19 protein-coding genes are annotated in these 25,445 nt (G+C 67.1%); 12 read left to right on the forward strand and 7 right to left on the reverse strand.

Annotation, left to right across the window (positions count from 1 at the left end; all coding sequences use genetic code 11):
- Nucleotides 1–14: 14 nt before the first annotated feature.
- The 3 genes from ABZ833_RS14585 to ABZ833_RS14595 all read left to right on the forward strand — a co-directional run bounded on the left by ABZ833_RS14585 (nt 15) and on the right by ABZ833_RS14595 (nt 3,084).
- Entirely contained in the window at nt 15–1,418 is a 1,404-nt protein-coding gene (locus ABZ833_RS14585; protein WP_361045862.1) for a phage/plasmid primase, P4 family, read from the forward strand.
- A gap of 89 nt (nt 1,419–1,507) precedes the next feature.
- Nucleotides 1,508–1,753, forward strand: a complete 246-nt coding sequence (locus ABZ833_RS14590; protein ID WP_361045864.1) for a helix-turn-helix domain-containing protein — start codon at nt 1,508–1,510, stop codon at nt 1,751–1,753.
- Nucleotides 1,754–1,824: 71 nt separating this feature from the next.
- The gene (locus ABZ833_RS14595; protein WP_361045866.1) at nt 1,825–3,084 is read left to right on the forward strand and encodes a tyrosine-type recombinase/integrase; all 1,260 of its coding nucleotides are present in this window, start codon (nt 1,825–1,827) and stop codon (nt 3,082–3,084) included.
- A 393-nt stretch (nt 3,085–3,477) separates the two neighbouring features.
- On the opposite strand, the gene ABZ833_RS14600 is transcribed toward ABZ833_RS14595, so the two are convergent.
- Nucleotides 3,478–7,134 carry an NACHT domain-containing protein gene (locus ABZ833_RS14600; RefSeq protein ID WP_361045868.1) on the reverse strand — a complete coding sequence of 1,219 codons (3,657 nt, stop codon included), beginning with the start codon at nt 7,132–7,134 and terminating at the stop codon, nt 3,478–3,480.
- A 269-nt stretch (nt 7,135–7,403) separates the two neighbouring features.
- Nucleotides 7,404–8,765 (reverse strand): glutamine synthetase family protein, encoded by a 1,362-nt coding sequence (locus tag ABZ833_RS14605; RefSeq protein ID WP_160504710.1) that lies wholly within the window; start codon nt 8,763–8,765, stop codon nt 7,404–7,406.
- Between the two features lie 287 nt (nt 8,766–9,052).
- On the opposite strand from ABZ833_RS14605, the gene ABZ833_RS14610 reads away from it, so the two are divergent.
- Both ABZ833_RS14610 and ABZ833_RS14615 read left to right on the forward strand, forming a co-directional pair.
- The gene (locus tag ABZ833_RS14610; protein WP_249590269.1) at nt 9,053–9,721 is read left to right on the forward strand and encodes a DUF3105 domain-containing protein; all 669 of its coding nucleotides are present in this window, start codon (nt 9,053–9,055) and stop codon (nt 9,719–9,721) included.
- Nucleotides 9,718–10,362, forward strand: a complete 645-nt coding sequence (locus tag ABZ833_RS14615) for a DUF305 domain-containing protein (RefSeq protein ID WP_361045872.1) — start codon at nt 9,718–9,720, stop codon at nt 10,360–10,362. The genes ABZ833_RS14610 and ABZ833_RS14615 overlap by 4 nt, the downstream gene beginning before the upstream one ends.
- 179 nt (nt 10,363–10,541) lie before the next feature.
- Here ABZ833_RS14615 and ABZ833_RS14620 read toward each other — a convergent pair whose 3' ends face one another.
- On the reverse strand, nt 10,542–11,513 hold the full coding sequence (locus tag ABZ833_RS14620) for a hydroxyacid dehydrogenase (RefSeq protein ID WP_361046316.1): 972 nt from the start codon (nt 11,511–11,513) through the stop codon (nt 10,542–10,544).
- 359 nt (nt 11,514–11,872) lie between these two features.
- On the opposite strand from ABZ833_RS14620, the gene ABZ833_RS14625 reads away from it, so the two are divergent.
- The 4 genes from ABZ833_RS14625 to ABZ833_RS14640 all read left to right on the forward strand — a co-directional run bounded on the left by ABZ833_RS14625 (nt 11,873) and on the right by ABZ833_RS14640 (nt 16,586).
- A complete protein-coding gene (locus ABZ833_RS14625; protein ID WP_361045875.1) occupies nt 11,873–12,727 on the forward strand; it encodes an ABC transporter permease subunit in 855 nt (284 codons plus the stop codon).
- An 86-nt stretch (nt 12,728–12,813) separates the two neighbouring features.
- A complete protein-coding gene (locus ABZ833_RS14630) occupies nt 12,814–13,677 on the forward strand; it encodes a carbohydrate ABC transporter permease (protein WP_361046319.1) in 864 nt (287 codons plus the stop codon).
- A gap of 60 nt (nt 13,678–13,737) precedes the next feature.
- Nucleotides 13,738–15,375, forward strand: coding sequence for a sugar ABC transporter substrate-binding protein (locus ABZ833_RS14635; protein ID WP_361045877.1), 1,638 nt, complete (start codon nt 13,738–13,740; stop codon nt 15,373–15,375).
- Between the two features lie 146 nt (nt 15,376–15,521).
- Nucleotides 15,522–16,586: a LacI family DNA-binding transcriptional regulator gene (locus ABZ833_RS14640; RefSeq protein WP_249590265.1), complete on the forward strand. Its 1,065-nt coding sequence runs from the start codon at nt 15,522–15,524 to the stop codon at nt 16,584–16,586.
- Nucleotides 16,587–16,993: 407 nt separating this feature from the next.
- Here the strand turns inward: ABZ833_RS14640 and ABZ833_RS14645 are convergent, their stop codons facing one another.
- Nucleotides 16,994–17,812: an alpha/beta hydrolase gene (locus tag ABZ833_RS14645; RefSeq protein ID WP_361045879.1), complete on the reverse strand. Its 819-nt coding sequence runs from the start codon at nt 17,810–17,812 to the stop codon at nt 16,994–16,996.
- Nucleotides 17,809–18,567 (reverse strand): DUF998 domain-containing protein, encoded by a 759-nt coding sequence (locus tag ABZ833_RS14650; RefSeq protein ID WP_361045881.1) that lies wholly within the window; start codon nt 18,565–18,567, stop codon nt 17,809–17,811. Before ABZ833_RS14650 ends, ABZ833_RS14645 begins: the two co-directional genes overlap by 4 nt.
- A 146-nt stretch (nt 18,568–18,713) precedes the next feature.
- Between ABZ833_RS14650 and ABZ833_RS14655 the strand changes: the two genes are divergently transcribed.
- The 3 genes from ABZ833_RS14655 (at nt 18,714) to ABZ833_RS14665 (ending at nt 22,849) form a co-directional block, all read left to right on the forward strand.
- Complete coding sequence (locus ABZ833_RS14655) at nt 18,714–19,205, forward strand: hypothetical protein (RefSeq protein ID WP_361045882.1); 492 nt, start codon at nt 18,714–18,716, stop codon at nt 19,203–19,205.
- Between the two features lie 135 nt (nt 19,206–19,340).
- Entirely contained in the window at nt 19,341–21,017 is a 1,677-nt protein-coding gene (locus tag ABZ833_RS14660) for a multicopper oxidase family protein (RefSeq protein ID WP_361045884.1), read from the forward strand.
- Between the two features lie 77 nt (nt 21,018–21,094).
- On the forward strand, nt 21,095–22,849 hold the full coding sequence (locus ABZ833_RS14665; protein WP_361045887.1) for an NAD+ synthase: 1,755 nt from the start codon (nt 21,095–21,097) through the stop codon (nt 22,847–22,849).
- A gap of 68 nt (nt 22,850–22,917) precedes the next feature.
- Here the strand turns inward: ABZ833_RS14665 and ABZ833_RS14670 are convergent, their stop codons facing one another.
- The gene (locus tag ABZ833_RS14670; protein ID WP_361046321.1) at nt 22,918–24,135 is read right to left on the reverse strand and encodes an MFS transporter; all 1,218 of its coding nucleotides are present in this window, start codon (nt 24,133–24,135) and stop codon (nt 22,918–22,920) included.
- A gap of 170 nt (nt 24,136–24,305) precedes the next feature.
- The gene (locus ABZ833_RS14675) at nt 24,306–25,328 is read right to left on the reverse strand and encodes an endonuclease/exonuclease/phosphatase family protein (RefSeq protein WP_361045890.1); all 1,023 of its coding nucleotides are present in this window, start codon (nt 25,326–25,328) and stop codon (nt 24,306–24,308) included.
- Nucleotides 25,329–25,445 lie beyond the last annotated feature (117 nt).

Consider the following 25,445-nt stretch of genomic DNA (forward strand, 5'->3'; position numbering starts at 1 on the left):
GGGAGGGGCCTTGCATGAACACCGAGGAACTGCCCGCGCCCTCCAACCCCATGGCCGTCGCCCGCCGCATCCTGCCCGACTGGCAGAACGACGATGGCGCTCTGCTGTACCGGCGCTGGCGCGCGTCCTGGATGCGCTGGAACGGCACGAGCTGGCGCGAGATCGACGATGCCCAGATCCGTAAGGGCATGTACACCCGCTTGGAACACGCGACCTACCAGGGCGGCAGCGACCGCGATGGCAACCCCGAAATGCACGACTGGGCCCCCACCAAGACAAAGATCAGCAACCTGCTCGACGCACTCGGGGCCATCATCCTGCTGCCCACCGAGACCAACGCACCAACCTGGATGGACGAGCACGAGCGGCCCGACGACGGGCCCATCGTGGCCTGCGAGAACGGGCTGTTGCGCATCCGGGACCGCGAACTACTGCCGCACAGTCCCGGCTTCTTCAACCTCGTCTCCGTGCCATTCAGCTACGCCCCCGACGCGATCGCCCCCACCTGGGAAGGGTTCCTGCGCCAGATCTGGCCCGACAACCCCGAGCCCATCACCGCACTTCAGGAATGGTTCGGCTACATCCTGTCCGGCCGCACCGACCAACAGAAGATTCTTCTCATGGTCGGCCCCTCGCGGTCCGGTAAGGGCACCATCGCCCGCGTTCTGAAGATGCTGGTCGGCAAGGAGAACCTGGCCGGCCCGACCCTGGCGGGGCTGGGCACGAACTTCGGACTCTCCACACTGATTGGCAAGCCCCTCGCCGTCATCTCCGATGCCCGTCTGTCCGGCAACGACAGCAGCGGGGTCGTCGAACGGCTGCTCACCATCTCCGGTGAGGACACGATCGACATCGACCGCAAGTACCGCCAGCCCTGGACGGGCAAGCTGCCCACCCGGCTGATGATCCTGTCCAACGAGCTGCCGCACTTCGGCGACTCCTCCGGCGTCATCGCCCGCCGCTTCATCGTCCTCAATATGACGCTGTCCTGGCTGGGCAAGGAAGACCCCACCCTCATCGACAGGCTCGCCGCCGAGATGCCAGGCATCATCAACTGGGCCCTGGACGGGCTGGCCCGGCTGGAGTCCACGGGGCGGATCACCGAACCGTCATCCAGCCGTGAGGCGGTCACCACCATGCAGGACACCGCCTCACCCACGTCCGCCTTCCTCCGCGAACGCTGCACGACCGGACCCGCCTGCAGCGTGCCCGTGGACGTCCTGTGGTCCGCCTGGCGCGAGTGGGCCGAGGACAACGGCGTGAAGGCAGTCGGAACGAAGCAGGTGTTCGGCCGCAACCTGCTGTCCGTCGTCCCGCAACTCAACCGCACCCGGCCCCGTGACGCCTACGGCCAACAGGTCGCCACCTACAACGGGATCACGCTCAGCCAGGTGGCCCCACATTTGCCTGAGTCGTGACTCATCGCGACTCAAAGCGTCTCAAGCCCGGTCTGAGTCGCGATGAGTCGCGACTCAGCGCAATGTGCCTCCACCTTTCCGAGGACGCCATGAGCCGAACCGCCCCCGCCCAGAGCGACCCTCGCGCCACCCTGCGCGGGGGGCTACCCGACCGCTACCTCACCCCCGACGACATCGCCGTGATCTTCGGCGTGCCTCTCGAAACCGTCTACCAGTGGCGCAAGAAGCGCACCGGTCCGCCCGGCTTCCGCGTCGGCAAGCACGTGCGATACGACCCCGCCGACGTCCGGGCCTACGTCACGCAGCGGAAGAACGGCGACCAGGCCGCAGCCTAAAACGCACACATCACCGGGGAGGGCTGCACCGCAGCCCTCCCCCTTCCATGTTCGGAAAGGACCGCTGCCCCATGGCTGGCCACATCCAAGACCGCTGGTTCAAGACCGAAACTGACGACAACGGCAAGACCGTCCGCACCAGGTCCGACCGTCACGGCTCCGGTCTGCGCTACCGGGCCCGCTACGTCGGACCCGATGGAACCGAGAAGTCCAAGAGCTTCCGCGACGGACAGAAGCGCCTCGCCGAGAAGTGGTTGTCCCGGATCGAATCTGACATGGACGCCAACCGGTACGTAGACCCGAAGGCGAGTCAGACCACGTTCCGGCAGTACGCCGAGAAGTGGCTCAACTCCCACACTGCCGACGCGGCAACGCGCGGCCCCGTCGGTGTACACCTGCGCCGCCACGCAATCCCGTATCTGGGCCCGCGCCCTCTCGGCTCGTTCCGGCCCGAGCACATCCGCGAATGGCTGGCTGAACTGGAACGTGCCACCCCCGCGTCCTCATACCGCCGCGTCATCTTCGGCACTGCCTCCACCGTGCTTTCCGCTGCGGTCGAGGACGGATACCTCAGGCAGAACCCCTGCAAGGCCCAGAGCGTGCGTATCCCCGCCCCGAACCCAGGCCGCATCAAGCCGTGGACGCGTGAGCGCACGTTCGCCGTGCGGTCGGCGCTCCCGGAGTCTTACCGAGCGATGGTCGATCTGGGCGCCGGCTGCGGACTCCGGCAGGGGGAAATCTTCGGTCTCCCCCTGGATGAGGTGGGATTCGACACGGGATGGCTACACGTCGGCTACCAAGTCAAGATGGCCAGCGGCAAGCAGGTGTTCGCGCCGCCGAAACGCGAGAAGGAACGGGACGTGCCGTTACCCGACCAGATCGCAGCGGCTCTGAAGGTTCACATGGAGAAGCACCCGCCCGTGCTGGTCACTCTGCCGTGGCTGCGACCAGACGGCCCGCTCACCACGAAGCCCCTGCTGTTCACAGGTCCCGCCGGAAACGGCGCCATGTGGCGCACGAGCTTCAATCAGCGGTTCTGGAAACCTGCCCTCGTGGACGCCGGGGTCATCCCGAAGCCCAAGCCTGGCGAGGACTTCCTGGCCGCCCGCGAACACGGCATGCACGCCTTGCGGCACTTCTACGCCTCCGTGTTGCTTGATGCCGGCGAGAGCATCAAAGCCCTGAGCACGTACCTGGGGCACACAGACCCGGGCTTCACGCTCCGGGTCTACACGCATCTGATGCCGAGCAGCGAGAGCCGCACCCGGAACGCCGTGGACAGTTTGTATGAGATCACAGGTACGTATTCGGGCCAGCACTCATCCGGCTAAAACCCTTCTCTACGTCATCAACGCACCTGACTGGGCTGCGCTGCGCTCCGCTCCATCGGGCGGGCGGCGGCTCAGCAGGGGGCGCCGCTCCCGCCTCGGCGGGGGGATCTCTGACTCTGGGATGGAAGGGGCCCCGTACGCGACTGCGGGGCCCATCGTGGCGAGTGTTGGGGATCCCATCCCGTCCACCACCGACACAGGCACAGCCGAGCAGACGCGGCCAACCATGCCCTCCCTCCACCGTGTTTGGGTGACTGATTCCTAATGCCGGTCTGTCAAGCAGCGAGAGGTGCTACACATGGCCGAACGCACAATTCACGTAACAGATGCACTTCAACTGCTACCTACCGCTGACTACAGGTAGCAGCGGCCGAAATGCATGAATTCAGAACTTTATTGGTCGTCCTCAATGTTGCCGCCCGCCAAGAGAATCGACTCACGCACCCAAGATTCCATCTCGGCCCATTTTGAGAAATTGGCACCTTGCAGATGAGGGTTGACCGTGATGCCACCCGTCCGCTCCCCGCTATCCAGAGACCAGGACAGAAGTTCGCCCGAACGTAGCGCACAGAGGACAACGGACTCGTCGATCGACAGAACTGGCATCTCAGTCGGAGGCGCCGACAATTGATGCGACCAGACCTCATGCCATGCTCCGACGGTTTCCCACACGGAAATCTTCGACTTGGAGGCACCAACCACGCGTCGCTTATCGGCTGCCATAACGATATATGACGCATCAGTTAGCTCTTCGAGCGCATTACCAATGTCTTGCTTCGCATACACAATAGGTTTGAATTCTGCATCATGAATGTAGACATTCTCCTCATCTACCATTAGGCCTAGGTGGCCTCCAGCAGCAAGCGCATGAGACGTACCAACCGGAATGTGGCTTGTCTGCTGCAGCCCTGCGGTCTCGGCAGAGATTTCACTCCTCCACGTCTCATGCTCCGCAGCGGCCCACACAGCCGCCCCTGTTGGCGTCAAAGTGGTAGCCCACATTCGGACACCACCCTCATGACTCGGGGTCTCATCAAATTCTGCGAGGACAGCCCCAGACGCAGGATCAATCACACGCCATCCGAATTTATATTCTTCACGGCCTGCCGCCACCATTACCGCATCACGACCAGCCCAATCAACAGCACCCAACGTACCTTCAGGAAGCCGCCTAATTACGTCCCCGGTGCGCGTAGAGCGCACGACAACCCCACCAGAAGAATCCGCACATCCCCAGGCTTCTTCTCCCCACAAAAAAATCCGAACGCCCCCCAACCACGGAGACGTATAGGAATCAATAGGGAAAATCTTTGGCCGATCCAAGATATTACCCGAACTCCAGTGGAGGACAGCCGAATCCCCGACACCCCAAGGACGCGCACTCGTAGAATTCACACGCAAAGCGGTGATCGCTCCACTGCCGTGCACCTCAATTTGCCGAATTTGCACTCTACTCACGAGAAATCCGCTATCCGCCAGGGCTGCCTCTCTAAAGTTCGCACCCCCCTTTCTATAATAAGCAAGATTGGTTTCCGAGAGGTCCGCATTGGCAAGGTTAGCGTTTGTGAGAGATACATCAATGAAGATGTCACCCGTTTTGCCGAGACCCCTCAGGTTAGTTCCGCCGAGATCGGCGCCTTCGAGATCGCCACCCGCCTGAACGAGCAGATGGGCACAGTTGCCGCCCAGAGCTTTCGGGTTCTGAGCATGCGCGGTTGCCTTGATGTGCTTCAGAAGCACATCCTTGCAGGAGCTCGACTCCTTCACCATCGCCGCAAGGAAGTCAAAAACTACTGGATTATACTCTGCGGATCCAAAATTTTCGGCCAGCCGATCGACATCCTCAGAGCGAAAATCAGAGATTCCCGGGAATTCTCCGTTGTCACTCCGCAGAGTGAAGTACTCAGACCACGAATACCGCTTCCCGTTATCCTTTTCTGCGCCAGGAATTAGCTTCAGGAAGTCCCCTTCGAGCAAGCCCAGTTCGGCAGCAAACCTGAAAGCGATGAGGAACTCAAGAAGTGATTTGTGAGACGGTCCATAATCTCCCCGAGAATTCCGCACAAGCATGCTCTGGTTACGCATGTCCTGCTCCCAGAAATCAAGATCCTGGGAATTCTCCACAACCGAACCAAAGCAGGCGCGGAGTTTGGCGGGAAAATCTTTATAGTTCAGGCTTAGCTGATTTGTTCGGATCATCTCCCAAGCTACTTCACAAAGAAAGAAGAGCTTATCAGCCCGAGATGTGAAAGTGCGCTCTGATGAAACGTCACGATCCATCTTGCGCTTGATCGCATAAAGGTAAATGCGAGCCAAATTGATTACGGCGCCCTGCTCAATCTCCGGCAAGGCATCAATAACTAGCTCTGACATTACCGGTCGACGCATGAGGTCGCGAACCCCTTCATGCTCCATAACGACTTCGAGTTTTTCTGGCACCAACAGGTGCCTAAGCATCATCCGAATCTGCTCATCGTCGAACGGCACGAGTTCCACTATCTCAAAGGTGGGGCCGTCAGCAGGCATCGCCGTTGTGGAAGCCGAAACACGCGCATCGAAGAGATCCCGTGCCTCTTTGGCTTCGGGAAAGTACTCCGTTCTACTGCTGAGCAGCACCTTTGCCCCGGGCTCTACGACTTTTGCCAACTCCCAGAAGTTCCCAACCATTGTGTTGCGGTCAGTCCGGGAGGCCATTTCGTCAAAGCCGTCGAAAATAAGTAGGAACCGTCCCATCTTGTTCAGGACATTGAAAACTTCATAGTTCCTTATTTCGATTTGATGCTTATGGAAGAAAAACTCTGACAGTAGCGCAGAAACTGAGGTTTGCTTAGCATAGTCACGCAGCGGAACCACCAGCGGAATCCGTGGGCGTGCGACACCCCGCTTCTTGGCATCTTTCCAGCCAGCCGCGAGCCTTCCCGCTAGATGCAGTGCAAACCAGGACTTCCCCATGCCGAACTCGCCCAAGAGCGAGAGGTGTTTCTTCGCAGGGTCAGACAGCCAGGCGTCAACGTAGTTATCGAGGCCGCCGTCTCGCCAGTCATAAGAGCTAGCTTCATAGGTTTTTTCGGTACGTGGATCTACCTCATCTTTACGACACGAAAGAGGCACGAAGCGCGTGTCGATATGGCGACTACGGACTTCACCTTCGAGCCAAGTGATGTAGGGTTCAAAGTCTGCCTCGAGATCGATCAATTCATCAAACGAGTAGCAGTAGAGGCCACCACCAGACTGTTCGACCTGGACTCGTGCAGCCTTGCTAACTCTTAGCTGCGCAATCCCCCAACCTTCTGATGCCTCATTCTCCTCCACGAGTTCTTGCAAGGCTTGCAGGTGATACGGAGCCAGCTCTCCGTCGACACAGAGTGCAATAACAAGGTCAAACCTGCCACGGCGACGCTGAGGAACCTCTACGCTAAGGGCCACACCCAATTGCTGAATGGACCACTGCCTTCGGATTCGATACCCTACTGCCTCAAACCAAATTCGGACATCATCAAAAAGCCTTTCTGCCGGACTTGAGGTAGCACGCTCCGGATCCTCAGCTTGCCGGTGCCTTTCTTCTTGATGTCTCGTTTTTAGTACTTGGTCAAGCATTACAGACATGCCGTCTAGCTTGTGCTCGACGCGGATCTCATATGCCAACCTGCTACGACTTACGAGGTCTTGAAACTTAGCAACAAACTCTCGGGTCTCTTCTTCAATAGAGTGCGGGAGATACCCAAACTCTCTCGTCTCCCGGTTTCGATGCACCGCCTCGCTTAGTTCCACACTGAGGCGCGACCAGTTATCGTCCGAAAATGATCTGAAAAATGATTCCTGAACATACTCGTCGCTGAAGAGGTTTAGGACCGACTCGTCTTTCCCGTACAAACATTCGACTAGCGCATAGGCGTATAGGCTATAGACATCTCTCGGGGGCTGCTTGGGGTCGAGCCCGAGCTTCTTCAGCACGCTCACAATTTTGGGGCGCCGAAAAGCAGCATCTTTGGCCGGTGATGCAACGGCCTTACCGATTAGGCCCAGTGCAGCGCCAATAATCTCAGCCACCTCGATGACCCCTGCTTCCCTGACGGGCGATCGCCTAGATGTCATCAGGTTAGCGGCAACTACTGACAAGTCGCTACAGTTGTGATTGATGTCTGTAGGAGCCGCCACGGGGTCCGACGCGACGCGGGACCTCCAAGGACCGGGCGAAAACGATTTCGGCCGGCCACGGCCCACAGGCGGCCCAGCAGACGCGTTGAGCCGTTGGGGGGCCCTGCATTCGGCAGGCGGCCCCCAATGGCTCAGCGCTTCCGTAAGTCCCTGACCTGCGCTTACAGCACCGGCAGGTTCTTCCTCAGCTCGAAGGCCGTGACCTCGCTGCGGTACTCCTCCCACTCCTGCTTCTTGTTGCGCAGGAAGAAGTCGTACACGTGCTCGCCCAGGGTCTCGGCCACGAGCTCGCTGCGCTCCATCAGTGCGATCGCCTCGCCCAGGTTCTGCGGCAGCGGCTCGATGCCCATCGCGCGGCGCTCCGCGTCGCTCAGGGCCCATACGTCGTCGTCGGCGCCCGGCGGGAGCTCGTAGCCCTCCTCGATGCCCTTGAGGCCCGCGGCGAGCAGGACCGCGTACGTCAGGTACGGGTTCGCGCCCGAGTCGATCGAGCGGACCTCGACCCGTGCCGAGCCGGTCTTGCCGGGCTTGTACATCGGGACGCGGATCAGCGCGGAGCGGTTGTTGTGGCCCCAGCAGATGTACGAGGGTGCCTCGCCGCCCGCGCCCGCCGTGCGCTCCGAGCCGCCCCAGATGCGCTTGTAGGAGTTCACCCACTGGTTGGTGACCGCGGAGATCTCGGCGGCGTGCTTCAGGAGGCCCGCGATGAAGGAGCGGCCGACCTTGGAGAGCTGGTACTCGGAGCCCGACTCGTAGAAGGCGTTGCGGTCGCCCTCGAAGAGGGAGAGGTGCGTGTGCATGCCCGAGCCCGGGTGCTCGGAGAACGGCTTCGGCATGAAGGTCGCGTTGACCCCCTGCTCCAGCGCCACCTGCTTCATGACCAGACGGAACGTCATGATGTTGTCGGCCGTGGAGAGCGCGTCCGCGTAACGGAGGTCGATCTCCTGCTGGCCCGGCGCACCCTCGTGGTGGCTGAACTCGACCGAGATGCCCATGGATTCGAGCATGGTGATGGCCTGACGGCGGAAGTCCATGCCCACGTTCTGCGGGGTGTGGTCGAAGTAGCCGGAGTTGTCGGCGGGGGTGGGCCGCGAGCCGTCCAGCGGCTTGTCCTTCAGGAGGAAGAACTCGATCTCGGGGTGGGTGTAGAAGGTGAACCCGAGGTCGGAGGTCTTCGCCAGGGCCCGCTTCAGGACGTAACGCGGGTCCGCGAAGGACGGGGAGCCGTCCGGCATGAGGATGTCGCAGAACATACGGGCGGTGCCGGGGGCCTCCGCGCGCCAGGGCAGCACCTGGAAGGTCGACGGGTCCGGCTTGGCGATCATGTCCGACTCGTACACCCGGGCGAATCCCTCGATCGCCGAGCCGTCGAACCCGATGCCTTCGTCGAAGGCCTGCTCAAGCTCGGCGGGAGCCACCGCGACTGATTTCAGGAAGCCGAGGACATCCGTGAACCACAGGCGTACGAACCGGATGTCGCGCTCCTCCAGTGTCCGGAGCACGAATTCCTGCTGCTTGTCCATCTTCCGCTTCCACCCATCCTTGCTGGTCAGGCCGTCTGCGTCCGTGCTGCTCTCGAGCCTTGGGACACATCGGGGCACATGAGCATCCCACCACACGGTTTCGAGCGCGTTGCGGGCCATGTGCCGCCCTGTGCCCATAGTGCCTGCTGATCGGCGCGGCCGTAACAGCGGGCGGCTCGGACTGCCCCTACAGCCCGCACGGCTCGCCCATTACGATCAGCGAACCGCTCCACCCTGTTCCGTCACGCGCGTCCCGCCCTTTCCGCCGTTTCGCCGAAGGACACATCATGGGTTCCGCCAAGAACACGAGCACCGCATCCCGCAAGGCCCGGATAGAGGAGATGCGCAAGGCCGAGCGCGCACGCGATCGCCGTGGCCGCATCATCACGATCACCCTGAGCGCCGTGGTGGTCGCCGCGCTCGCCGTGGGTGGTGTCGTCCTCTTCCAGAAGGCCGACGACGACTCCGACAAGGTCGCCTCCGACGGGAAGTCCGCGCCGAAGTTCAAGACGACCGCGGACGGCGAGAAGGTCTGGGACGCCAAGCAGCTGGGCCGTACGCACGTCACCAAGGACGTCAGCTACGCGATGACCCCGCCGGTCGGCGGCGACCACGACCAGGTGTGGATGAACTGCAACGGCGACGTCTACAAGGACGAGCTCCCGGAGCGCAACGCCGTGCACTCCCTGGAGCACGGCGCGGTCTGGGTGACGTACAACGACAAGGCGAAGGACGCGGACCTGAAGAAGCTGGAGCAGAAGGTCAAGCAGACGCCGTACTCGCTGATGAGCCCGGTCAAGGACCAGAAGGACCCGATCATGCTGTCGGCCTGGGGCCACCAGCGCACGGTGACCGGCGCGTCCGACCCGAAGGTCGGCTCCTTCTTCTCCACGTACGTACAGGGCAAGCAGACCCCGGAGCCGGGGGCCGCCTGCACGGGTGGCAAGGGCCAGTGAGGCGGGCACCCTCCCGGCGTACCGGCTGGATCGTCGGGGGTGTCGTGGCGGCGGTCGTCGCGGCCGGCGGGATCACCGCCGCGGTCGCCTCGACGGACGGCTCGTCCGGCACGTCCGGCACGTCCGCCCCGTCCACGAAGTCGGCCGACGCGGGCTTCGCCCGGGACATGGCGACGCACCACCAGCAGGCCGTGGAGATGTCGTACATCGTGCGCGACCGCACGAAGGACGAGGAGATCAGGCGCCTCGCGTACGACATCGCCCAGACCCAGGCGAACCAGCGGGGCATGCTGCTCGGCTGGCTCGACCTGTGGGAGCTGCCGAAGGTGCCGGAGGGTGCTCCGATGGAGTGGATGGGCATGGGCGACCTGCCGCCGGGCAAGGACGGTGCGCTGATGCCGGGGATGGCGACCCATACGGAGCTCAAGGATCTCGGGAAGCTGAGCGGGCGGGCTGCCGAGGTGCGGTATCTCCAGCTGATGATCAAGCATCACAAGGGCGGGATCCACATGGCCGAGGGGTGTGTGGACCGGTGTGAGGTGACGGTGGAGCGGCGGCTCGCGCAGGGGATGGTGGACTCTCAGGAGTCGGAGATCGAGCTGATGGTGGATCTGCTGAAGGCGCGTGGGGCGAAGCCGTAATTTTCCCCAACCCCGCCCCTTCCCGGCTGTATCTATTGGCGGCTCCGCCGTGGGCCGCTGGCGCGGGGGCCTTGGCTGCCGTCATCACCGGCTCCGCCGAGTTCGTCCTCAAACGCCGGACGGGCTGAAAATCCAGCCCCTCCGGCGTTTGAGGAGTGAGCCCGGGGCGGAGCCCTCCCTTACGCCATCCGAGGCAACTCCTCCCGCAACAACCGCCCCCGCAGCCCCTCCCCCCGCACGAACCGTTCCACCTCCCCCACCGCGTACTCCCCGAGCCTGCGCACCTCGCTCCCCTGCGCCCCCGCGACATGCGGGGTGACCAGGACGTTCGGGAGTACCAGCAAGGGGTGACCGGCCGGCAGCGGCTCGGGGTCCGTCACGTCGAGGAACGCGTCCAGGCGCCCCGCCCCGCACTCGCGGGCCAGCGCCTCCGTGTCGACCAGTGAGCCGCGCGCCGTGTTGATGACGGTGCCCCCGTCCGGGATCAGCTTCAGCATCTCCTCGCTCACCATGCCCCGCGTCTCGGGGAGTTGGGGCGCGTGGACGCTGACGATCGAGCTGCGGCGGCACAGTTCCGACAGGTCGACGAGCTCCACTCCGAGCCCGGCCGCCTCCTCCCCCGTGACGTAGGGATCGGTCAGCAGCACGCGCCATCCCGCGTCGGAGCCCCGCAGCGCCGCGATCACCCCCCGCCCGATCCGCGACGCACCGATGATGCCGACGGTGCGGGAGTCCGCGCCCGTCCGCTCGGTGAAGGGCGGCCACCCCGTGGTGTAGCCCGCCGCGGCCGGCAGCGCGCCCTTCGCCGCGAAGGTGATCGCGGCGAGCGTGTAGGCGACGACGGGCCCCGCGTTGGCGTCGGCCGCCGACGAGACCACCACGCCCCGGTCCCACAGCGCGTCCGTCACCACGGGTTTCACCGACCCTGCGGCATGCACGAGGGCCCGCAGCCTAGGGGCGCAGGCCATGACCTCCGCCGTGACCGGCGGGCAGTTCCAGCCGGTGACCAGGATCTCCGTGTCGGCGAGCACCGCCCGCGCCTCGTCCCCGGTGAGCGACCCGGTGAGCAGGGCGGGCGCCAGTTCCACGCTGCGGGCGAGCCGTTCGCGGATGTCGGGGGCGAACACCCGGTCCGCCACGTCCGCGCTCATGGCGAGCGCCGTGATCGGTGGACTGATCGGTGGACCCTTCAACTCTGCCTGGTCTGCCACGCGTGACCATCCCTCGTAGTAACCGGTTACCCAACAGCGCCTGGAGGCTAGGCCGAAGTCGGGACGGTGGTCAAGAGATCGCGGGGCCAAGGGGGTTGACCAGGGTTAGTAACCGCTTTAGATTCCGGTCACCTTGTTCCGACAACGGAGGGGCTGCCGTGTCAGCGGTGACGAAGGAACGGACGGAAACCGAGGCGGTGAAGCCGCCCGGCAAGCGCAGTAACAGGCCAAATGGCAACAAAACCAAGCGTGATGAGCGATGGAAACGGTTTCGCTCCTCGCGATTCCTGCTGCTGCTCATGGTGCCGGGGGGCGCGTACTTCCTGGTGTTCCACTACGGCGCGTTCATCGGGAACGCCGTCGCCTTCAAGGAGTACGTCCCCTTCGACGGCCTCTGGGCCAGCCCTTGGGTCGGCTTCGAGAACTTCGACCGGATGTTCGGTGACCCGGACTTCTGGCACGCGACCTGGAACACGCTCTTCCTCGCCGTGCTCCAGCTGGTCTTCTTCTTCCCGGTGCCCCTGGGCCTCGCCCTGCTCCTGCACAGCCTGACCTCGGACCTCACGCGGCGCTTCGTGCAGTCGGTGGTCTATCTGCCGCACTTCCTGTCGTGGGTCATCGTCGTGGCCCTGTTCCAGCAGGTGCTCGCCGACACCGGCCTGCTCAACTCCGTGCTCGGGCAGGCGGGTCTGCATTCCGTCGACATCATCGGCAACCCGGACGCGTATCCCGCGCTCGTCGTCGCGCAGGTCGTCTGGAAGGACGCGGGCTGGGGCACGATCATCTTCCTCGCCGCGCTGATGCAGGTGGACGAGCAGCAGTACGAGGCAGCCGCCATCGACGGGGCGGGCCCCTGGCGCCGCTTCTGGCACGTGACGCTGCCGTCCATCCGGCCGGTCGTCATCCTGCTCCTGATCATGCGGCTCGGCGACATCCTCTCCGTCGGCTTCGAACAGATGCTGCTGCAACGGCAGTCGGTCGGGCCCGAGGCCGGTGAGGTGCTCGACACCTTCGTCTTCTGGCAGGGCATCGTCGGCGGCGACACCGGATACGCCGCGGCGGCGGGCCTGTTCAAGGGCGTGGTCGGCGCGATTCTCGTCTTCGCGGCCAACAAGGTCGCCCATCGCCTCGGCGAGCAGGGGGTCTACAAGTGAGCACGAAAACCGCCGCGATACGCACCGGGCGTCCGGCGCGCCCGGCCCGCCCCGGGCGCCCCGCACGCCCCGTACGCCCGTCCTGGATGGAGAAGCCGAAGCCGGTCACCCAGGTGGCCAAGGCCCTGGCGATCGTCACCATCCTGGTCATGGTCTTCGTGCCGTTCCTCGTCATCATCTCGACGTCGTTCGCATCGAACCGCGAGGTCATCGCCAACGGCGGCTGGGTCCTGTGGCCGACGCACCCGACGCTGCGGGCCTACGAGCAGGTCTTCGAGGGCGGCATCGTCACCAAGGCGCTCGGGGTGAGCGCCGGCATCACGGTCATCGGCACCCTCGCCTCGCTCGCGTGCACGACGTTCCTGGCGTACGCGCTGAGCCGCCCCAAGGTGTACGGCGGAAAGCCGATCCTGCTGATCGTCCTGTTCACGTTCCTCTTCCCGCCCGGCATGATCCCCGCGTTCCTGCTGGTCAAGGGGATGGGCATGCTGGAGAGCTACAGCTCCCTGATCGTCCCCCTGCTCATCAACGTCTTCAATCTGGTCGTCCTGCGCGGGTTCTTCCAGGGCGTTCCCGAGGAGCTGTACGAGGCGGCACGTCTCGACGGCGCGAACGACTGGCAGATCCTGTGGCGGGTCGTGCTCCCGCTCTCCAAGGCAGCCCTCGCGGTGGTCGGCCTCTTCTACGCGGTGAGCTACTGGAACGCCTGGTTCCATGCCTCGATCTATCTGGAGTCCGACCACTGGCCGCTCCAGCAGGTCCTTCGTACGTACGTCATGGGCGGCTCGCAGATCGCGGACACCGGACTGAGCGACGCGTCGAACGTCTCGGCCCCGCAGACGATGCAGATGGCCGTCCTGGTGATCGCCACCGTGCCGATCCTGATCGTCTACCCCTTCCTCCAGAAGTACTTCACCAAGGGCGTGCTCACGGGCGCCATCAAGAGCTGAGCCACCACCTCCCGCACGACTCCGCATGTCCGAAAGGTTGACACTGTGTCCGGTTCCTCGATGTCGCGCCGTACGCTGCTGCGCTCCATAGCCGTCGGCGGGGCCGCGGTCGCGGCTCCTTCCCTGCTCACCGCCTGCTCCACGGATTCCAGCGGCGGCGGTTCGGTCAGCAACGCCAACAAGAAGGCGGCGCCCTGGCCGACGTACACGCCCGCCAAGGGCCCGACGCCCGACCTCGCGCCGACCGCGGAGGGCGTGCAGCCCGGGTTCACCAAGTACCCGCAGAAGCTGGTCGCCGCGACGGCCGAGAAGCCAGGCAACGGCAAGCAGAAGATCAAGGTCATGACCATCACCTACGGCACCCCGCCGAAGCCGGTCGGATCGAACAAGTTCTGGCAGGCGATGAACGAGGCCCTCGGTGTCGAGGTCGAGTTCTCGGTGGTGCCGGACGCGGACTTCCGCTCCAAGATGTCGACCCTGATGTCCGGCGACGACCTGCCCGACATGATCAACTTCGGTGGCGGCTACGTCCTGCCGCGCGAGTCGCAGTTCGTGAAGTCGCGCTGCGCGGACCTCTCGGAGCACCTGTCCGGCGACGCCGTGAAGGACTACCCGAACCTCGCCAACATCCCCACGTACGCGTGGGAAGGCATGGGCCGCGTCGCAGGCCGCATCTACGGCCTGCCGATCGAGCGCGCCAAGGTGCAGGGCGCGATGTTCATCAACAAGGAGGCCTTCGCCAAGGCGGGGTACAAGCCGGGCATGGCGGCGGCGGACTTCCAGACGATGGCCAGGGAGGCCTCGCAGAACAAGAAGTACGCGCTCGGCGCCTCGTCGGTCGGCTTCTTCGGCTACCTCTACCACGCGATGTGGCACGGGGCGCCGAATCAGTGGCAGATCAAGAACGGCAAGGTCACCGACATGTTCGGGACCGACGAGTTCAAGGCCGCGCTCGAGTACATGTCCAAGATGCGCAAGGCGGGCTCGTACAACTCCGATGCCACCTCGATCTCCCAGGTCGACCTCAAGACGCAGTTCTACAACGGCACGGTCCGCTCGATGACGGACGGCTGGGGCGCGGTCATCTCCAACGCGCAGGGCATCAAGGACGAGTTCACGCTCGACGCCGCCGTGCCGTACGTGGTCGACGGCGCGACGCCCGTCTACCAGCAGAACCGCGGCTGTTTCGGCTACACCGTCATCAAGAAGGCCTCCAAGGACCGCGTGAAGCTGATGCTGCGGGTCCTGGACTGGCTGGCGTCGCCCTTCGGCTCCAAGGAGTACGAGCTGATGCACTCGGGCGTCGAGGGCACGCACTTCGAGTACGACAAGAACGGCGACCCGATCGCCAACTCGCTCGGCCTGGTGGAGAACCGCACGAACCTCCCCTTCGCCTACCTCATGGACGCACCGCAGCCGCTGTACTTCCCCGGCTACGCCGACCTCACCAAGCGGCTGCACACCTGGGAGAAGGCGGTCGTGCCGAACCTCGTCCGCGACGACCACTGGGGGCTGATGTCGGACACGTACAACCGGCAGGGCGCGTCCATGCAGCAGATCATCGAGGACGGTGTCACGGCGATCGTCTCGGGCCGCAAGAAGCTGTCCGACTGGGACGCCGTGTACAAGAAGTGGCAGACGCAGGGCGGCGACAAGGCACACGCGGAGTTCGCAAAGGAGTACGAGGCCGCGCACTGATCCGGGGCGGGCGCGGGATGATGGTCCGGGGCGGGGTGCCGTGGGGGCAACACCGCCCCGGACTTGGCTACTTGAGCCTGATACTGCAACTCGGCCAGCTACTTGGCCTGCAACTTGGCCCGGATACTGCAACATGAGGAGACACAGTGGGTGAGCGGGTCACCATCCGCGATGTGGCGGCGCGGGCGGGCGTCTCGGTCGCGACCGTCTCGCGGGTCCTCGCGGGCAACTACCCGACGTCGACGGCGTCGCGCGCGAAGGTGCTGCGGGCCGTCAAGGACCTCGACTACGTCGCCAACGCGCACGCGCGTGCCCTGGCGGGCGCGGGCCGCAAGACGATCGCGGTGCTCATGTTCGAGTTGGTGAGCTCCTTCTACGCCCATGTCGCGCAGGGCGTGGAGATGGAGGCCGCCCAGCGGGGCAGGCTCACCCTGGTCGCGTCGACGAACAGCGATCCGGCCCGTGAGCTGGCGCTGGTGCAGATGATGCGCGAGCAGGCCGCCGAGGCGGTGGTCCTGGTGGGCGGTGTCATCGAGGACGACGAGTACCGCGAGCGGATGGCGCGGTACGCGGAGGCGCTGGCGGCGGCGGGCTCCCGCCTCATCCTGTGCGGGCGGCCCGCGCCGGCGCCGGACGTGCCCGCGCTGGTCGTCGAGTACGACAACGAGGCGGGCGCGTACGCGATCACGAGCCACCTGCTCGGCGCGGGCCACCGCAAGATCGCCCTGATCGGCTACCAGCCAGGACACACCACGGGCGAGGACCGTGTCGCGGGCTACCTGCGGGCGCTGGCCGACCACGGGGTGCCGCGCGAGGAGGCGATCCTGCACGGCATCGGCTTCGGGCAGAACCACGGGTACGAGGCGATCATGGACCTCCTCAAGAAGGCGGACGGCAAGCCGGACTTCACGGCGGTGTTCGCGGGCGACGACAGGGTGGCGGCGGCCACGATGATCGCGCTGCGGGAGTACGGGCTGCGGGTGCCTGAGGACATCTCGGTGGTCGGCTACAACGACGACCCCGTGGCGGCGGACATCACCCCCGGCCTGACGACGGTGCACATTCCCGCTGAGGAGATGGGCCGGACGGCGGTCCGCCTCGCTCTGGCGGGGGCACCTCGGGCGGGCCAGGAGAGGCATCTGCTGGGGACGCACATTGTGATCCGGGAGAGTGTGCGGGGGCTCCGGGGGAGCCGGGGGGCCACTTCTTAGTGGCCCTTCGGTGTCCCTTTGCTCGGGGGCGGTATCCCTGCACCGCCCGGCTCCGGCGAAGGCCGGGGGGACGCCGCTTCCCAGTGACCCGGGGGTATCCCCTGAACCGCCGCTCCGCGGCGGGTGCCTCCCGCCCACCCACCCGATTGCCCGGCGGCGACTCGGGGGGGGCGTGGTGTTCTGCCTTGCCTGGCGCCCGCCTCAACCCGCCGCTCCGCGACGGGACATCCCCGCCCACCCACCCGATTGCCCTGCGGTACACCCACGCGACGTCCCTGACGATGGCACCGCCGGGTAATCGGGTGGGTGGGCGGGAAAGATCCGCCGCGAAGCGGCGGGCCAGGGGCTGCGGGCCACGGACAGTGCACGCGGCGAGGGGAAGCCGCGGAGCGGAGCGCCCGGCACCCTCACGGCGTGGACAGCGCCGCCTCCGCCACGTCGCCCGGGGCGTCCCGCATGACCAAGTGACCCGATGGTTCCGCGACGCGGAAGGTCGCGTCGAGCGAGGCGGCAAGGGACCGCTGCCGGGCGAGCCAGCCCACCGCACCCCCCGAGTACGCGGCGAGCACCGTCACCGGAAGCCGCTCCCGGAGGGGGAACTCCCGGCGGAGAGTGGTGAGTTCGAGCGCTGCGTCGCCGTACGTCACGTACTCGAGAAGCGACCCCCGCAGCACACGGCTCGCCCCATAGACCCGCCTCACCTCGTCCAACGACGAGGACGCCAAGCCCCCCCGCACCGCCACCCTCCGCAGCGCAGGACCCACCGCCCGCGGCACCCCCACCCCGCTCAGCACCGCCCCGCACACCCGGGCCGCCCCCACCCGCACCCCGCGCGGAACCCGCACCCTCGGCCGCTCCTCGACGCTGGAGTCGACCAGGACCAGGCCCGCCGTACGCGCCGGAAAGAGGCGGGCGAACGCCTCGCAGTGGAAGCCCGCGAGCGAGTGCCCGACCACCGTGGCAGGACGACCGCCGGGGCTCACCGCGTCCAAGATCCGCGCGATCCGCTCGGCCTCGCCACCCAGCGTGGGCGCCACGCGCGCGTGCCCGCTCAGTCCCGACCCCGGCCGGTCGAAGCGGACGACCGTCCGCCACGGGGCGAGGAGTTCCACCACCGGATCCCAGTCGAACCACGCGAGCCCGAGCCCCGCGCTCAGCACGCAGACCGGCCCGCTCCCCGTCACCTCCACGTGGTGCGGCACTCCCCCGATCCGTACGAAACTCATCCGCGCCGCACCACCGCACGCGCGAGCAGCCCCAGCCAGAGAGCGATCAGCAGCACCTGGAGCCGCTGCCCCACCCCCAGCGCCCACGTGCCGTGCCCCGCGTCGAAGGCGGCGATGGCGGCCAGGGTCCAGGCGGTGGCCGCCAGTTCGAGGAGCAGGAGGAGGAGGCTGAAGGGGCCCGCGAGGGACGGCAGGACCCCGTGCCCGTACCTCCGCGCCGCGAACGTCAGCGCCACCATCCCCACCAGCGCCCCCGTCATCGCGACACTGCTGCTCACCACGTGCGCCGTATGCGCCGCGGGCACGAGCCCCGCCCGCTCCCTGGCCACGCACGCCGCATCGGCGGTCGGCGCGCAGCTCAGCGGCAGCCGGGAGTCGACCGCCGTGGCCGCACCGAACAGCGCCAGCCCCGCCCACCCCACGACGGCGATCCTCCGGCGCGGCAGCCACAGCAGCGCGCACACCGCGCCCGCGAGGAGCAACAGCCCGGCGGTCAGGTCGGTCGTGCGGAACAGCGTCCCGAACGGCTGGTCCCGGGCGGCGAGTTCACTGACGTACGAACTCACCGGGGAGAGCCCCGTCCCCAGGAGGGGTTCCAGGAGCCACGCGCTGTAGGCGAGCGCGCCGAGCGCCAGCAGGAGCGAGACGGCGGCGGCTCGGGCGGTGGCGGGGCGGGGCTCGGCGGGCGTGATCGGCACGGCGGGGCGGACGGCGCTAGTGATGGCCCCCGCCTCCGCCTTTGCCTTCGGCTCCATGGCGAGTCCGCCGGCATCGCCGTCTGTCGTTACCCTCAACGGAACCGATTCGTCCCCTATTGACCATATTCATCATGAGCTCATGATCAGTGGAGTACCGGGGGTCCGCATGTTGCCGAATACCCGCCGGGGGTAAGGTTCCGCCCATGGCGGCCACGAAGAGATCAGCGAACGGCAGGCAGCTCCTGCTGCTCGCCGCGCTGCTCTTCGGCATCGTGACGATGCATACGCTCGGCCACCCGACGGGCCACCCGACGGGCCATTCGTCGCCGAGTCACTCGGCGGGCCAGTCCTCGCCCAGTCACTCGACGAGCCCGTCGACGAGTCACGCAAGCGTGTCCGAACAAGCCGCCGGTCAGCAAGAGATGAGCGACGGCGGCCACGCCGCCCCCGCGCGGCCACACCTCGCCGCCACGTCCGCGTCCTCACCCGTCGGGACGGACGGGATGGACCCGCTGTCCGTGTGCCTGGCGGTCCTCTCGGCGCTCACTCTCCTCCTGCTCCTGAAAGCAGGCCTGCTGCGCCCCGGCGGCTTCGCCGTCCCCGCGCGCCCGCTCGCCCGGCTGCTCGACGGGCTGCGGCCCAATCCGCCGCCACCCCGCATACTCCTCTCCTGCCTCTCGGTGCTGCGCATTTAGGCCGACGCACCGGCTGCTTCGCGCTGCCCGCGTCCTGGTGGGGTCCTTGTTGGGAACCTCCGGGCGTCGAGCGGTGTACCAGAAGCAGCAGATGCGCCCATCTGCACGCACCACCACGACGAGGTGTACTCAGCCATGCGCACTCAACCCCTGCGCTCCCCCGCGCGCCGCGCCCCATCGCGCCGCGCCCTGCTCGGCGCCGCGACCGCCGTCGCCGGTTCGGGAATCCTGACGGCCTGCTCCGGCTCAGGACCGGACTCCGGTCACGCCGGACACGGCGGCGGCTCCAAGCCCGAGGGCTCCCCCGAGGGATCGCCCGACGGCCGCCCCAAGGGCTATGTCGACCCCTCCGGCGAGGAAGTCGCCGCCGCGGAGAAGAAGCGAGCCGGCGGCGGCACGGTCCGCGAGGTGAAGCTCATGGCCATGACGGCCAAGCTCGACCTCGGCGGCCGCACGGTCAAGACCTGGGCGTACGGCGACCGGCTGCCCGGCAAGGAGGTCCGCGTCACCGCGGGCGACACCCTCGCCCTCACGCTCGCCAACCACCTCCCCGAGTCCACGTCCCTGCACTGGCACGGCCTGGCCCTGCGCAACGACATGGACGGCGTCCCCGGCCTCACCCAGAAGGCCGTCAAGCCGGGCGCCGACTTCACCTACCGCTTCGCGGTTCCGCACCCGGGGACGTACTGGTTCCATCCCCACTCGGGCACGCAGCAGGACCGCGGTCTGTACGCACCACTGATCGTCGACGACCCCAAGGAGCCCTTGAAGTACGACAAGGAGTGGGTCGTCGTCCTGGACGACTGGGTCGACGGGGTGGACGGCTCGACACCGGACGCCGTGCTCGCGGAGCTCGGCAAGGGCATGAGCGGCCACGACATGGACGGCCACGACATGTCGAAGATGTCGCTGCGGACCGGCCCCTCACCCAAGCCGAGCCCCACCTCAGACCCCTCAGGCTCCTCAGGCCCCTCAGGCCCTTCCCGGATGATGATGGGCGCCAAGAGCGACCTCCTGGGCGGCGACGCGGGCGACGTGGCGTACCCGCATTACTTGATCAACGGCCGCACACCGGACGCCCCTTCCACCTTCAAGGCCCGCCCCGGCGACCGCATCCGCCTACGCATCATCAACGCCGGCGGCGACACGGCCTTCCGGGTGGCGCTCGGCGGCCACGAGATGACGGTGACGCACACGGACGGCTTCCCGGTGGAGCACGCGAAGACGGACGCGCTGCTGCTCGGCATGGGTGAGCGCTATGACGTCCTGGTCACCGCCAAGGACGGCGCGTTCCCGCTGACCGCGGCGGCCGAGGGCAAGAAGGCGTCGGCCCTCGCGGTCCTGCGCACGGGCGGCGGCGCGGCGCCCGCCCCCTCGACCCGACCCAAGGAGCTGAAGGGCCGCCTCTTGACGGCGGACAAGCTGCGGGCTGCGCGGTCGGTGGCCCTCCCGTCCCGCAAGCCGGACCGCACGGTCAGGATCCAACTGACCGGCGGAATGGCGAAGTACGACTGGGCCTTCGACAAGAAGCCCTACTCCCCCGACCAGCGCCACCCGGTCCGCGCGGGCGAACGCGTCCGCCTGGTCTTCGCCAACTCGACGACGATGTGGCACCCGGTCCACCTGCACGGCCACACGTTCTCCCTGGCGAACGTGGCGGGCGGCCCCCGCAAGGACACCGCGGTCGTCCTGCCGAACGGCACGCTGACGGTGGACTTCGACGCCGACAACCCGGGCCTGTGGATGATCCACTGCCACAACGTGTATCACTCGGAGGCAGGAATGATGACGGTCCTCGGCTACCGCAGCTGACCGAAGGCCAGGGCGGGACGCCCCGGTGGGGCGTCCCGTCAGGGCATCGCGTCGCTCTGACGATTACACTGGGCCCCGTGCCTCAACTACGCCTCGCACTGAATCAGATCGACTCGACCGTCGGCGATCTCGCCGGGAACGTCGAGGCCATCGTCCGCTGGACCCGGCACTCCGCCGAGCAGGGAGCGCACCTCGTCGCGTTCCCCGAGATGGCGCTCACCGGCTATCCCGTCGAGGACCTCGCCCTGCGTTCGTCCTTCGTCGACGCCTCGCGTCAGGCGCTGCGGGCGCTCGCCGTGCGGCTGAACGACGAGGGGTACGGCGAGCTGCCGGTCGTCGTCGGCTATCTCGACCGCACCGAGGAGGCCAAGCCGAAGTACGGCCAGCCGGCGGGCGCGCCGCGTGACGCCGCCGCCGTGCTGCACCGCGGCGAGGCCGTCCTGACGTACTCCAAGCACCACCTGCCGAACTACGGCGTCTTCGACGAGTTCCGCTACTTCGTGCCGGGCGAGACCCTGCCGATCGTGCGCGTGCACGGCGTCGACGTCGCGCTCGCCATCTGCGAGGACCTCTGGCAGGACGGCGGCCGCGTCCCCGCGACGCGCACCGCGGGGGCGGGGCTCCTGCTCTCCATCAACGCGTCGCCGTACGAGCAGAACAAGGACGACGTACGGCTCGAGCTGGTGCGCAAGCGTGCGCAGGAGGCCGGCTGCACCACCGCCTACCTCGCCATGATCGGCGGCCAGGACGAGATCGTCTTCGACGGCGACTCGGTCGTCGTGGACCGGGACGGCGAAGTCATCGCGCGGGCGCCGCAGTTCGCCGAGGGGTGCGTGGTCCTTGATCTGGAGCTGCCCGCCGCCGCGGCGGAGCCGCCGTCGGGCGTCGTGGACGACGGCCTGCGGATCGAGCACGTCACGCTCTCCGATGAGCCCCTCGCCGCGTACGAGCCGGAGCTCACCGGTGGGTACGCCGAGCGGCTCGACGACGACGAGGAGGTGTACTCGGCGCTGGTGGTCGGGCTGCGTGCGTACGCCGCGAAGAACGGATTCAGCAGCGTGCTGATCGGCCTCTCCGGAGGAATCGACTCCGCGCTCACCGCCGCGATCGCCTGCGACGCGCTCGGCGCGCAGAACGTGTACGGCGTCGCCATGCCGTCCCGCTACTCCTCGGACCACTCCATCAGCGACGCGGAAGACCTGGCCCGGCGCACGGGGCTGAACTTCCGGACCGTGCCGATCGCCCCGATGTTCGACGCGTACATGGGGTCGCTCGGCCTGACCGGACTCGCCGAGGAGAACCTCCAGTCGCGCCTGCGCGGCACGATGCTGATGGCCCTCTCCAACCAGGAGGGTCACATCGTCCTCGCCCCGGGCAACAAGTCCGAGCTGGCGGTGGGGTATTCGACGCTCTACGGCGACTCGGTCGGGGCGTACGGGCCGATCAAGGACGTCTACAAGTCCCTGATCTTCCGGCTCGCCGAGTGGCGCAACCGCGCGGCGCTGGAGCGCGGCCAGACGCCGCCCATCCCGGAGAACTCCATCAGCAAGCCGCCGAGCGCGGAGCTGCGTCCCGGCCAGGTGGACACGGACTCGCTGCCGGACTATCCCGTGCTCGACGCGATCCTGGCGATGTACGTCGACCGCGACCAGGGCGCGGACACGATCGTCGCCGCCGGGTACGACCGGGAGCTCGTCGTCAAGACGCTGCGGATGGTGGACACCGCCGAGTACAAGCGGCGGCAGTACCCGCCGGGCACGAAGATCTCCGCGAAGGGCTTCGGCAAGGACCGGCGGCTGCCGATCACCAACCGGTGGCGGGAATCCGTCTGACCCCGGGGTGGGTGGGCGCCGCCCTGTACAGCCGCTTCGCGGCGGATCGTTCCCACCCACCCACCTGATTACCCGGCGTGGGACGTCTCACGATCGGACACCGAGTGCGCCGCCACCAAGCGGCCACCGCCGGAGACAGGCGACCGCAGGTCCACCAGATACGCCACCCCCGCCACGGCGAGCCCAAGGACCGCGAGGCCCGCGCCCACCACCGCCGGTGACGTGACCCCGAAGCCCGCCGCCAGCGCGAGGCCGCCGACCCACGCGCCGCCCGCGTTGGCGAGGTTGAACGCGGCCTGGTTCGCGGACGAGGCCAGGGACGGGGCCGCGGACGCCTTCTCCATGACCATCAGCTGCAGGGGCGAACCCGTCGTGAAGGCCGCCATGCCGAGCAGCGTCACCGCGAGCGCCGCGCTCCACGCCGCACCCATGAGGAGCGGGAACAGGGCGAGGACCACGACGAGCGCCGTGAGCCCGCCGAAGAGCGTGCCCCGCAAGGAGTGGTCGGCGAGCCGGCCGCCGAGCAGGTTGCCCGCGGTCGCGCCGACACCGAACAGCGCGAGCAGCAGCGTGACGCTGGATTCGGCGTAGCCCGCCGCGTCCGTGAGCATGGGCGTCACATAGCTGTACGCGGAGAAGAGCGCCCCGAAGCCCGCGACGGTCGTACCGAGCGCGAGCCACACCGGAACGCTGCCGAGCGCGCGAAGCTCCCCGCGCAGGCCGCCGCTCTCGCCGTGGCCGTGGTCGGCGGGCACGAAGAAGGCCAGCGTGGCGATCGCCGCGAGGCCGATCGCGCTGACCGCGAGGAACGTCGCGCGCCAGCCGAGCTGCTGCCCCATGGCCGTGGCCACGGGCACGCCGACGATGTTGGCGACGGTCAGGCCGAGGAACATCAGCGAGACGGAGCGCGCCTTGCGCTCGGGCGCCACCAGACCGGTGGCGACCACCGCGCCGACGCCGAAGAACGCGCCGTGCGGAAGGCCGCTCAGGAAGCGGGCGGCCATCAGCCAGTGGTAGTCGGGGGCCGCCGCCGACAGCGCGTTGCCGGCGACGAAGAGCACCATCAGGCCGATGAGGACCCGGCGGCGGGGCATCCGCGCGGTGACCGCGGCGAGCAGCGGGGCGCCGATGACGACACCCAGGGCGTACGCCGAGACCAGGTGCCCGGCGGTGGGGATGGATATGTCCAGGTCGTCCGCGACGTTGGGCAGCAGGCCCATCATCACGAACTCGGTCGTACCGATGCCGAAGGCGCCCACGGCTAGGGCGAGCAGGGCCAGGGGCATGAAGAACCTTCCGGGGGAGCGCATGAGGGAGTGGTGTTCCGTAAGTTTACGTACGGAACAAAGCGTCTCAGGCTCAGTATTCCGTGAGGTTAAAAAGAGATGTGCGCCATGTGGCAGGAGCGCCCCGAGGGCTCCCGATGACTCCCGGGGGCTCTCGAGGACTCCAGGGGCTAGAGCTCGACGCGCGCCGCGATCGGCAGGTGGTCGCTGCCCGTCTCCGGCAGCGTCCACGACGACATCGGCTCGACGCCCTTCACCATGATCTGGTCGATCCGCGCCATCGGGAACGACGCGGGCCAGCTGAAGCCGAAGCCGTCGCCCGCCGCGCCCTGCGTGGACCGCATCTGTGAGGTGACCGCGTTCAGGGCGCGGTCGTTCATCGTGCCGTTCAGGTCGCCGAGCAGCACCACCTTGGAGATCTGCTCGTCGGCGATCGCCTCGCCCAGCGCGTCCGCGCTCGCGTCCCGCTGGTTGGCGGTGAAGCCCGCGTCCAGCTTGACCCGCACCGACGGCAGGTGGGCGACGTAGACGGCGACCTCGCCCTTGGGGCTGTTGACCGTCGTCCGCATCGCGCGCGTCCAGCCCAGCTTGATGTCGACGGGCTTGGTGCCGGTCAGCGGGTACTTGCTCCACAGGCCGACCGTGCCCTGCACCGAGTGGTACTTGTAGGTGCCGGCCAGGGCCTTCTCGTACGTCGGGACGGCGTCCGCCGTGAGCTCCTCGAGGGCCACGACGTCGGCGCCGGACGCGGCGACGTCACGGGCGGTGCCCGACGGGTCGGCGTTCTCCGCGTTCACGTTGTGGGTGGCGACCGTCAGGTCGCCGCCGGCCCCGGACTTGTCGGAGATCAGGCCGCCGAAGGAGCTCACCCAGATGACCGCCGGAAGCAGCACGGCGATCAGCGCGGTGGCGGACTTGCGGACGAAGCCGATGACGAGGAGCACCGGCACGAGGATGCCGAGCCAGGGCAGGAACGTCTCGATGAGGCTGCCGAGGTTGCCGACGCCGTTCGGGATCTGCGCGTGGAAGAGCATCACCAGCGCGAGAAGGACCGCGACCCCGGCCGTGACGAGCCCGCGCCTCCAGATGCCCCGGTCGCCGCGCCATCCGTCGACCAGGCGCCGGAACCGGGACCCCTGGCGGTCAGGCCCCGAGCCGCCGTTGCCCGTTTCCGTCACATACGCCTGCGCCATACGCTCGTCGCCTCACTGGTGCCGTGCAACCGTCCTCGCCCCTGAAACCCTAGGCGATGATCGGGTGTCCTCCCCGCCGTCCGTGACGGCCGTACGGGACGAGGACGAGCGGGGCGG

Origin of the sequence: Streptomyces sp. NPDC047525, assembly GCF_040643025.1 — a bacterium.
GTDB classification, from domain to species: Bacteria; Actinomycetota; Actinomycetes; order Streptomycetales; family Streptomycetaceae; genus Streptomyces; species Streptomyces durmitorensis.

Bases quoted from the DNA above. Each gene is read 5' to 3' on its own strand.
- ABZ833_RS14585 (WP_361045862.1), top strand. From the start codon at position 15: ATGAACACCGAGGAACTGCCCGCGCCCTCCAACCCCATGGCCGTCGCC.
- ABZ833_RS14590 (WP_361045864.1), top strand. From the start codon at position 1,508: ATGAGCCGAACCGCCCCCGCCCAGAGCGACCCTCGCGCCACCCTGCGC.
- ABZ833_RS14595 (WP_361045866.1), top strand. From the start codon at position 1,825: ATGGCTGGCCACATCCAAGACCGCTGGTTCAAGACCGAAACTGACGAC.
- ABZ833_RS14605 (WP_160504710.1), bottom strand. From the start codon at position 8,765: ATGGACAAGCAGCAGGAATTCGTGCTCCGGACACTGGAGGAGCGCGAC.
- ABZ833_RS14610 (WP_249590269.1), top strand. From the start codon at position 9,053: ATGGGTTCCGCCAAGAACACGAGCACCGCATCCCGCAAGGCCCGGATA.
- ABZ833_RS14620 (WP_361046316.1), bottom strand. From the start codon at position 11,513: ATGAGCGCGGACGTGGCGGACCGGGTGTTCGCCCCCGACATCCGCGAA.
- ABZ833_RS14625 (WP_361045875.1), top strand. From the start codon at position 11,873: ATGGTGCCGGGGGGCGCGTACTTCCTGGTGTTCCACTACGGCGCGTTC.
- ABZ833_RS14630 (WP_361046319.1), top strand. From the start codon at position 12,814: ATGGAGAAGCCGAAGCCGGTCACCCAGGTGGCCAAGGCCCTGGCGATC.
- ABZ833_RS14635 (WP_361045877.1), top strand. From the start codon at position 13,738: ATGTCGCGCCGTACGCTGCTGCGCTCCATAGCCGTCGGCGGGGCCGCG.
- ABZ833_RS14645 (WP_361045879.1), bottom strand. From the start codon at position 17,812: ATGAGTTTCGTACGGATCGGGGGAGTGCCGCACCACGTGGAGGTGACG.
- ABZ833_RS14650 (WP_361045881.1), bottom strand. From the start codon at position 18,567: ATGGAGCCGAAGGCAAAGGCGGAGGCGGGGGCCATCACTAGCGCCGTC.
- ABZ833_RS14655 (WP_361045882.1), top strand. From the start codon at position 18,714: ATGGCGGCCACGAAGAGATCAGCGAACGGCAGGCAGCTCCTGCTGCTC.
- ABZ833_RS14660 (WP_361045884.1), top strand. From the start codon at position 19,341: ATGCGCACTCAACCCCTGCGCTCCCCCGCGCGCCGCGCCCCATCGCGC.
- ABZ833_RS14670 (WP_361046321.1), bottom strand. From the start codon at position 24,135: ATGCCCCTGGCCCTGCTCGCCCTAGCCGTGGGCGCCTTCGGCATCGGT.
- ABZ833_RS14675 (WP_361045890.1), bottom strand. From the start codon at position 25,328: ATGGCGCAGGCGTATGTGACGGAAACGGGCAACGGCGGCTCGGGGCCT.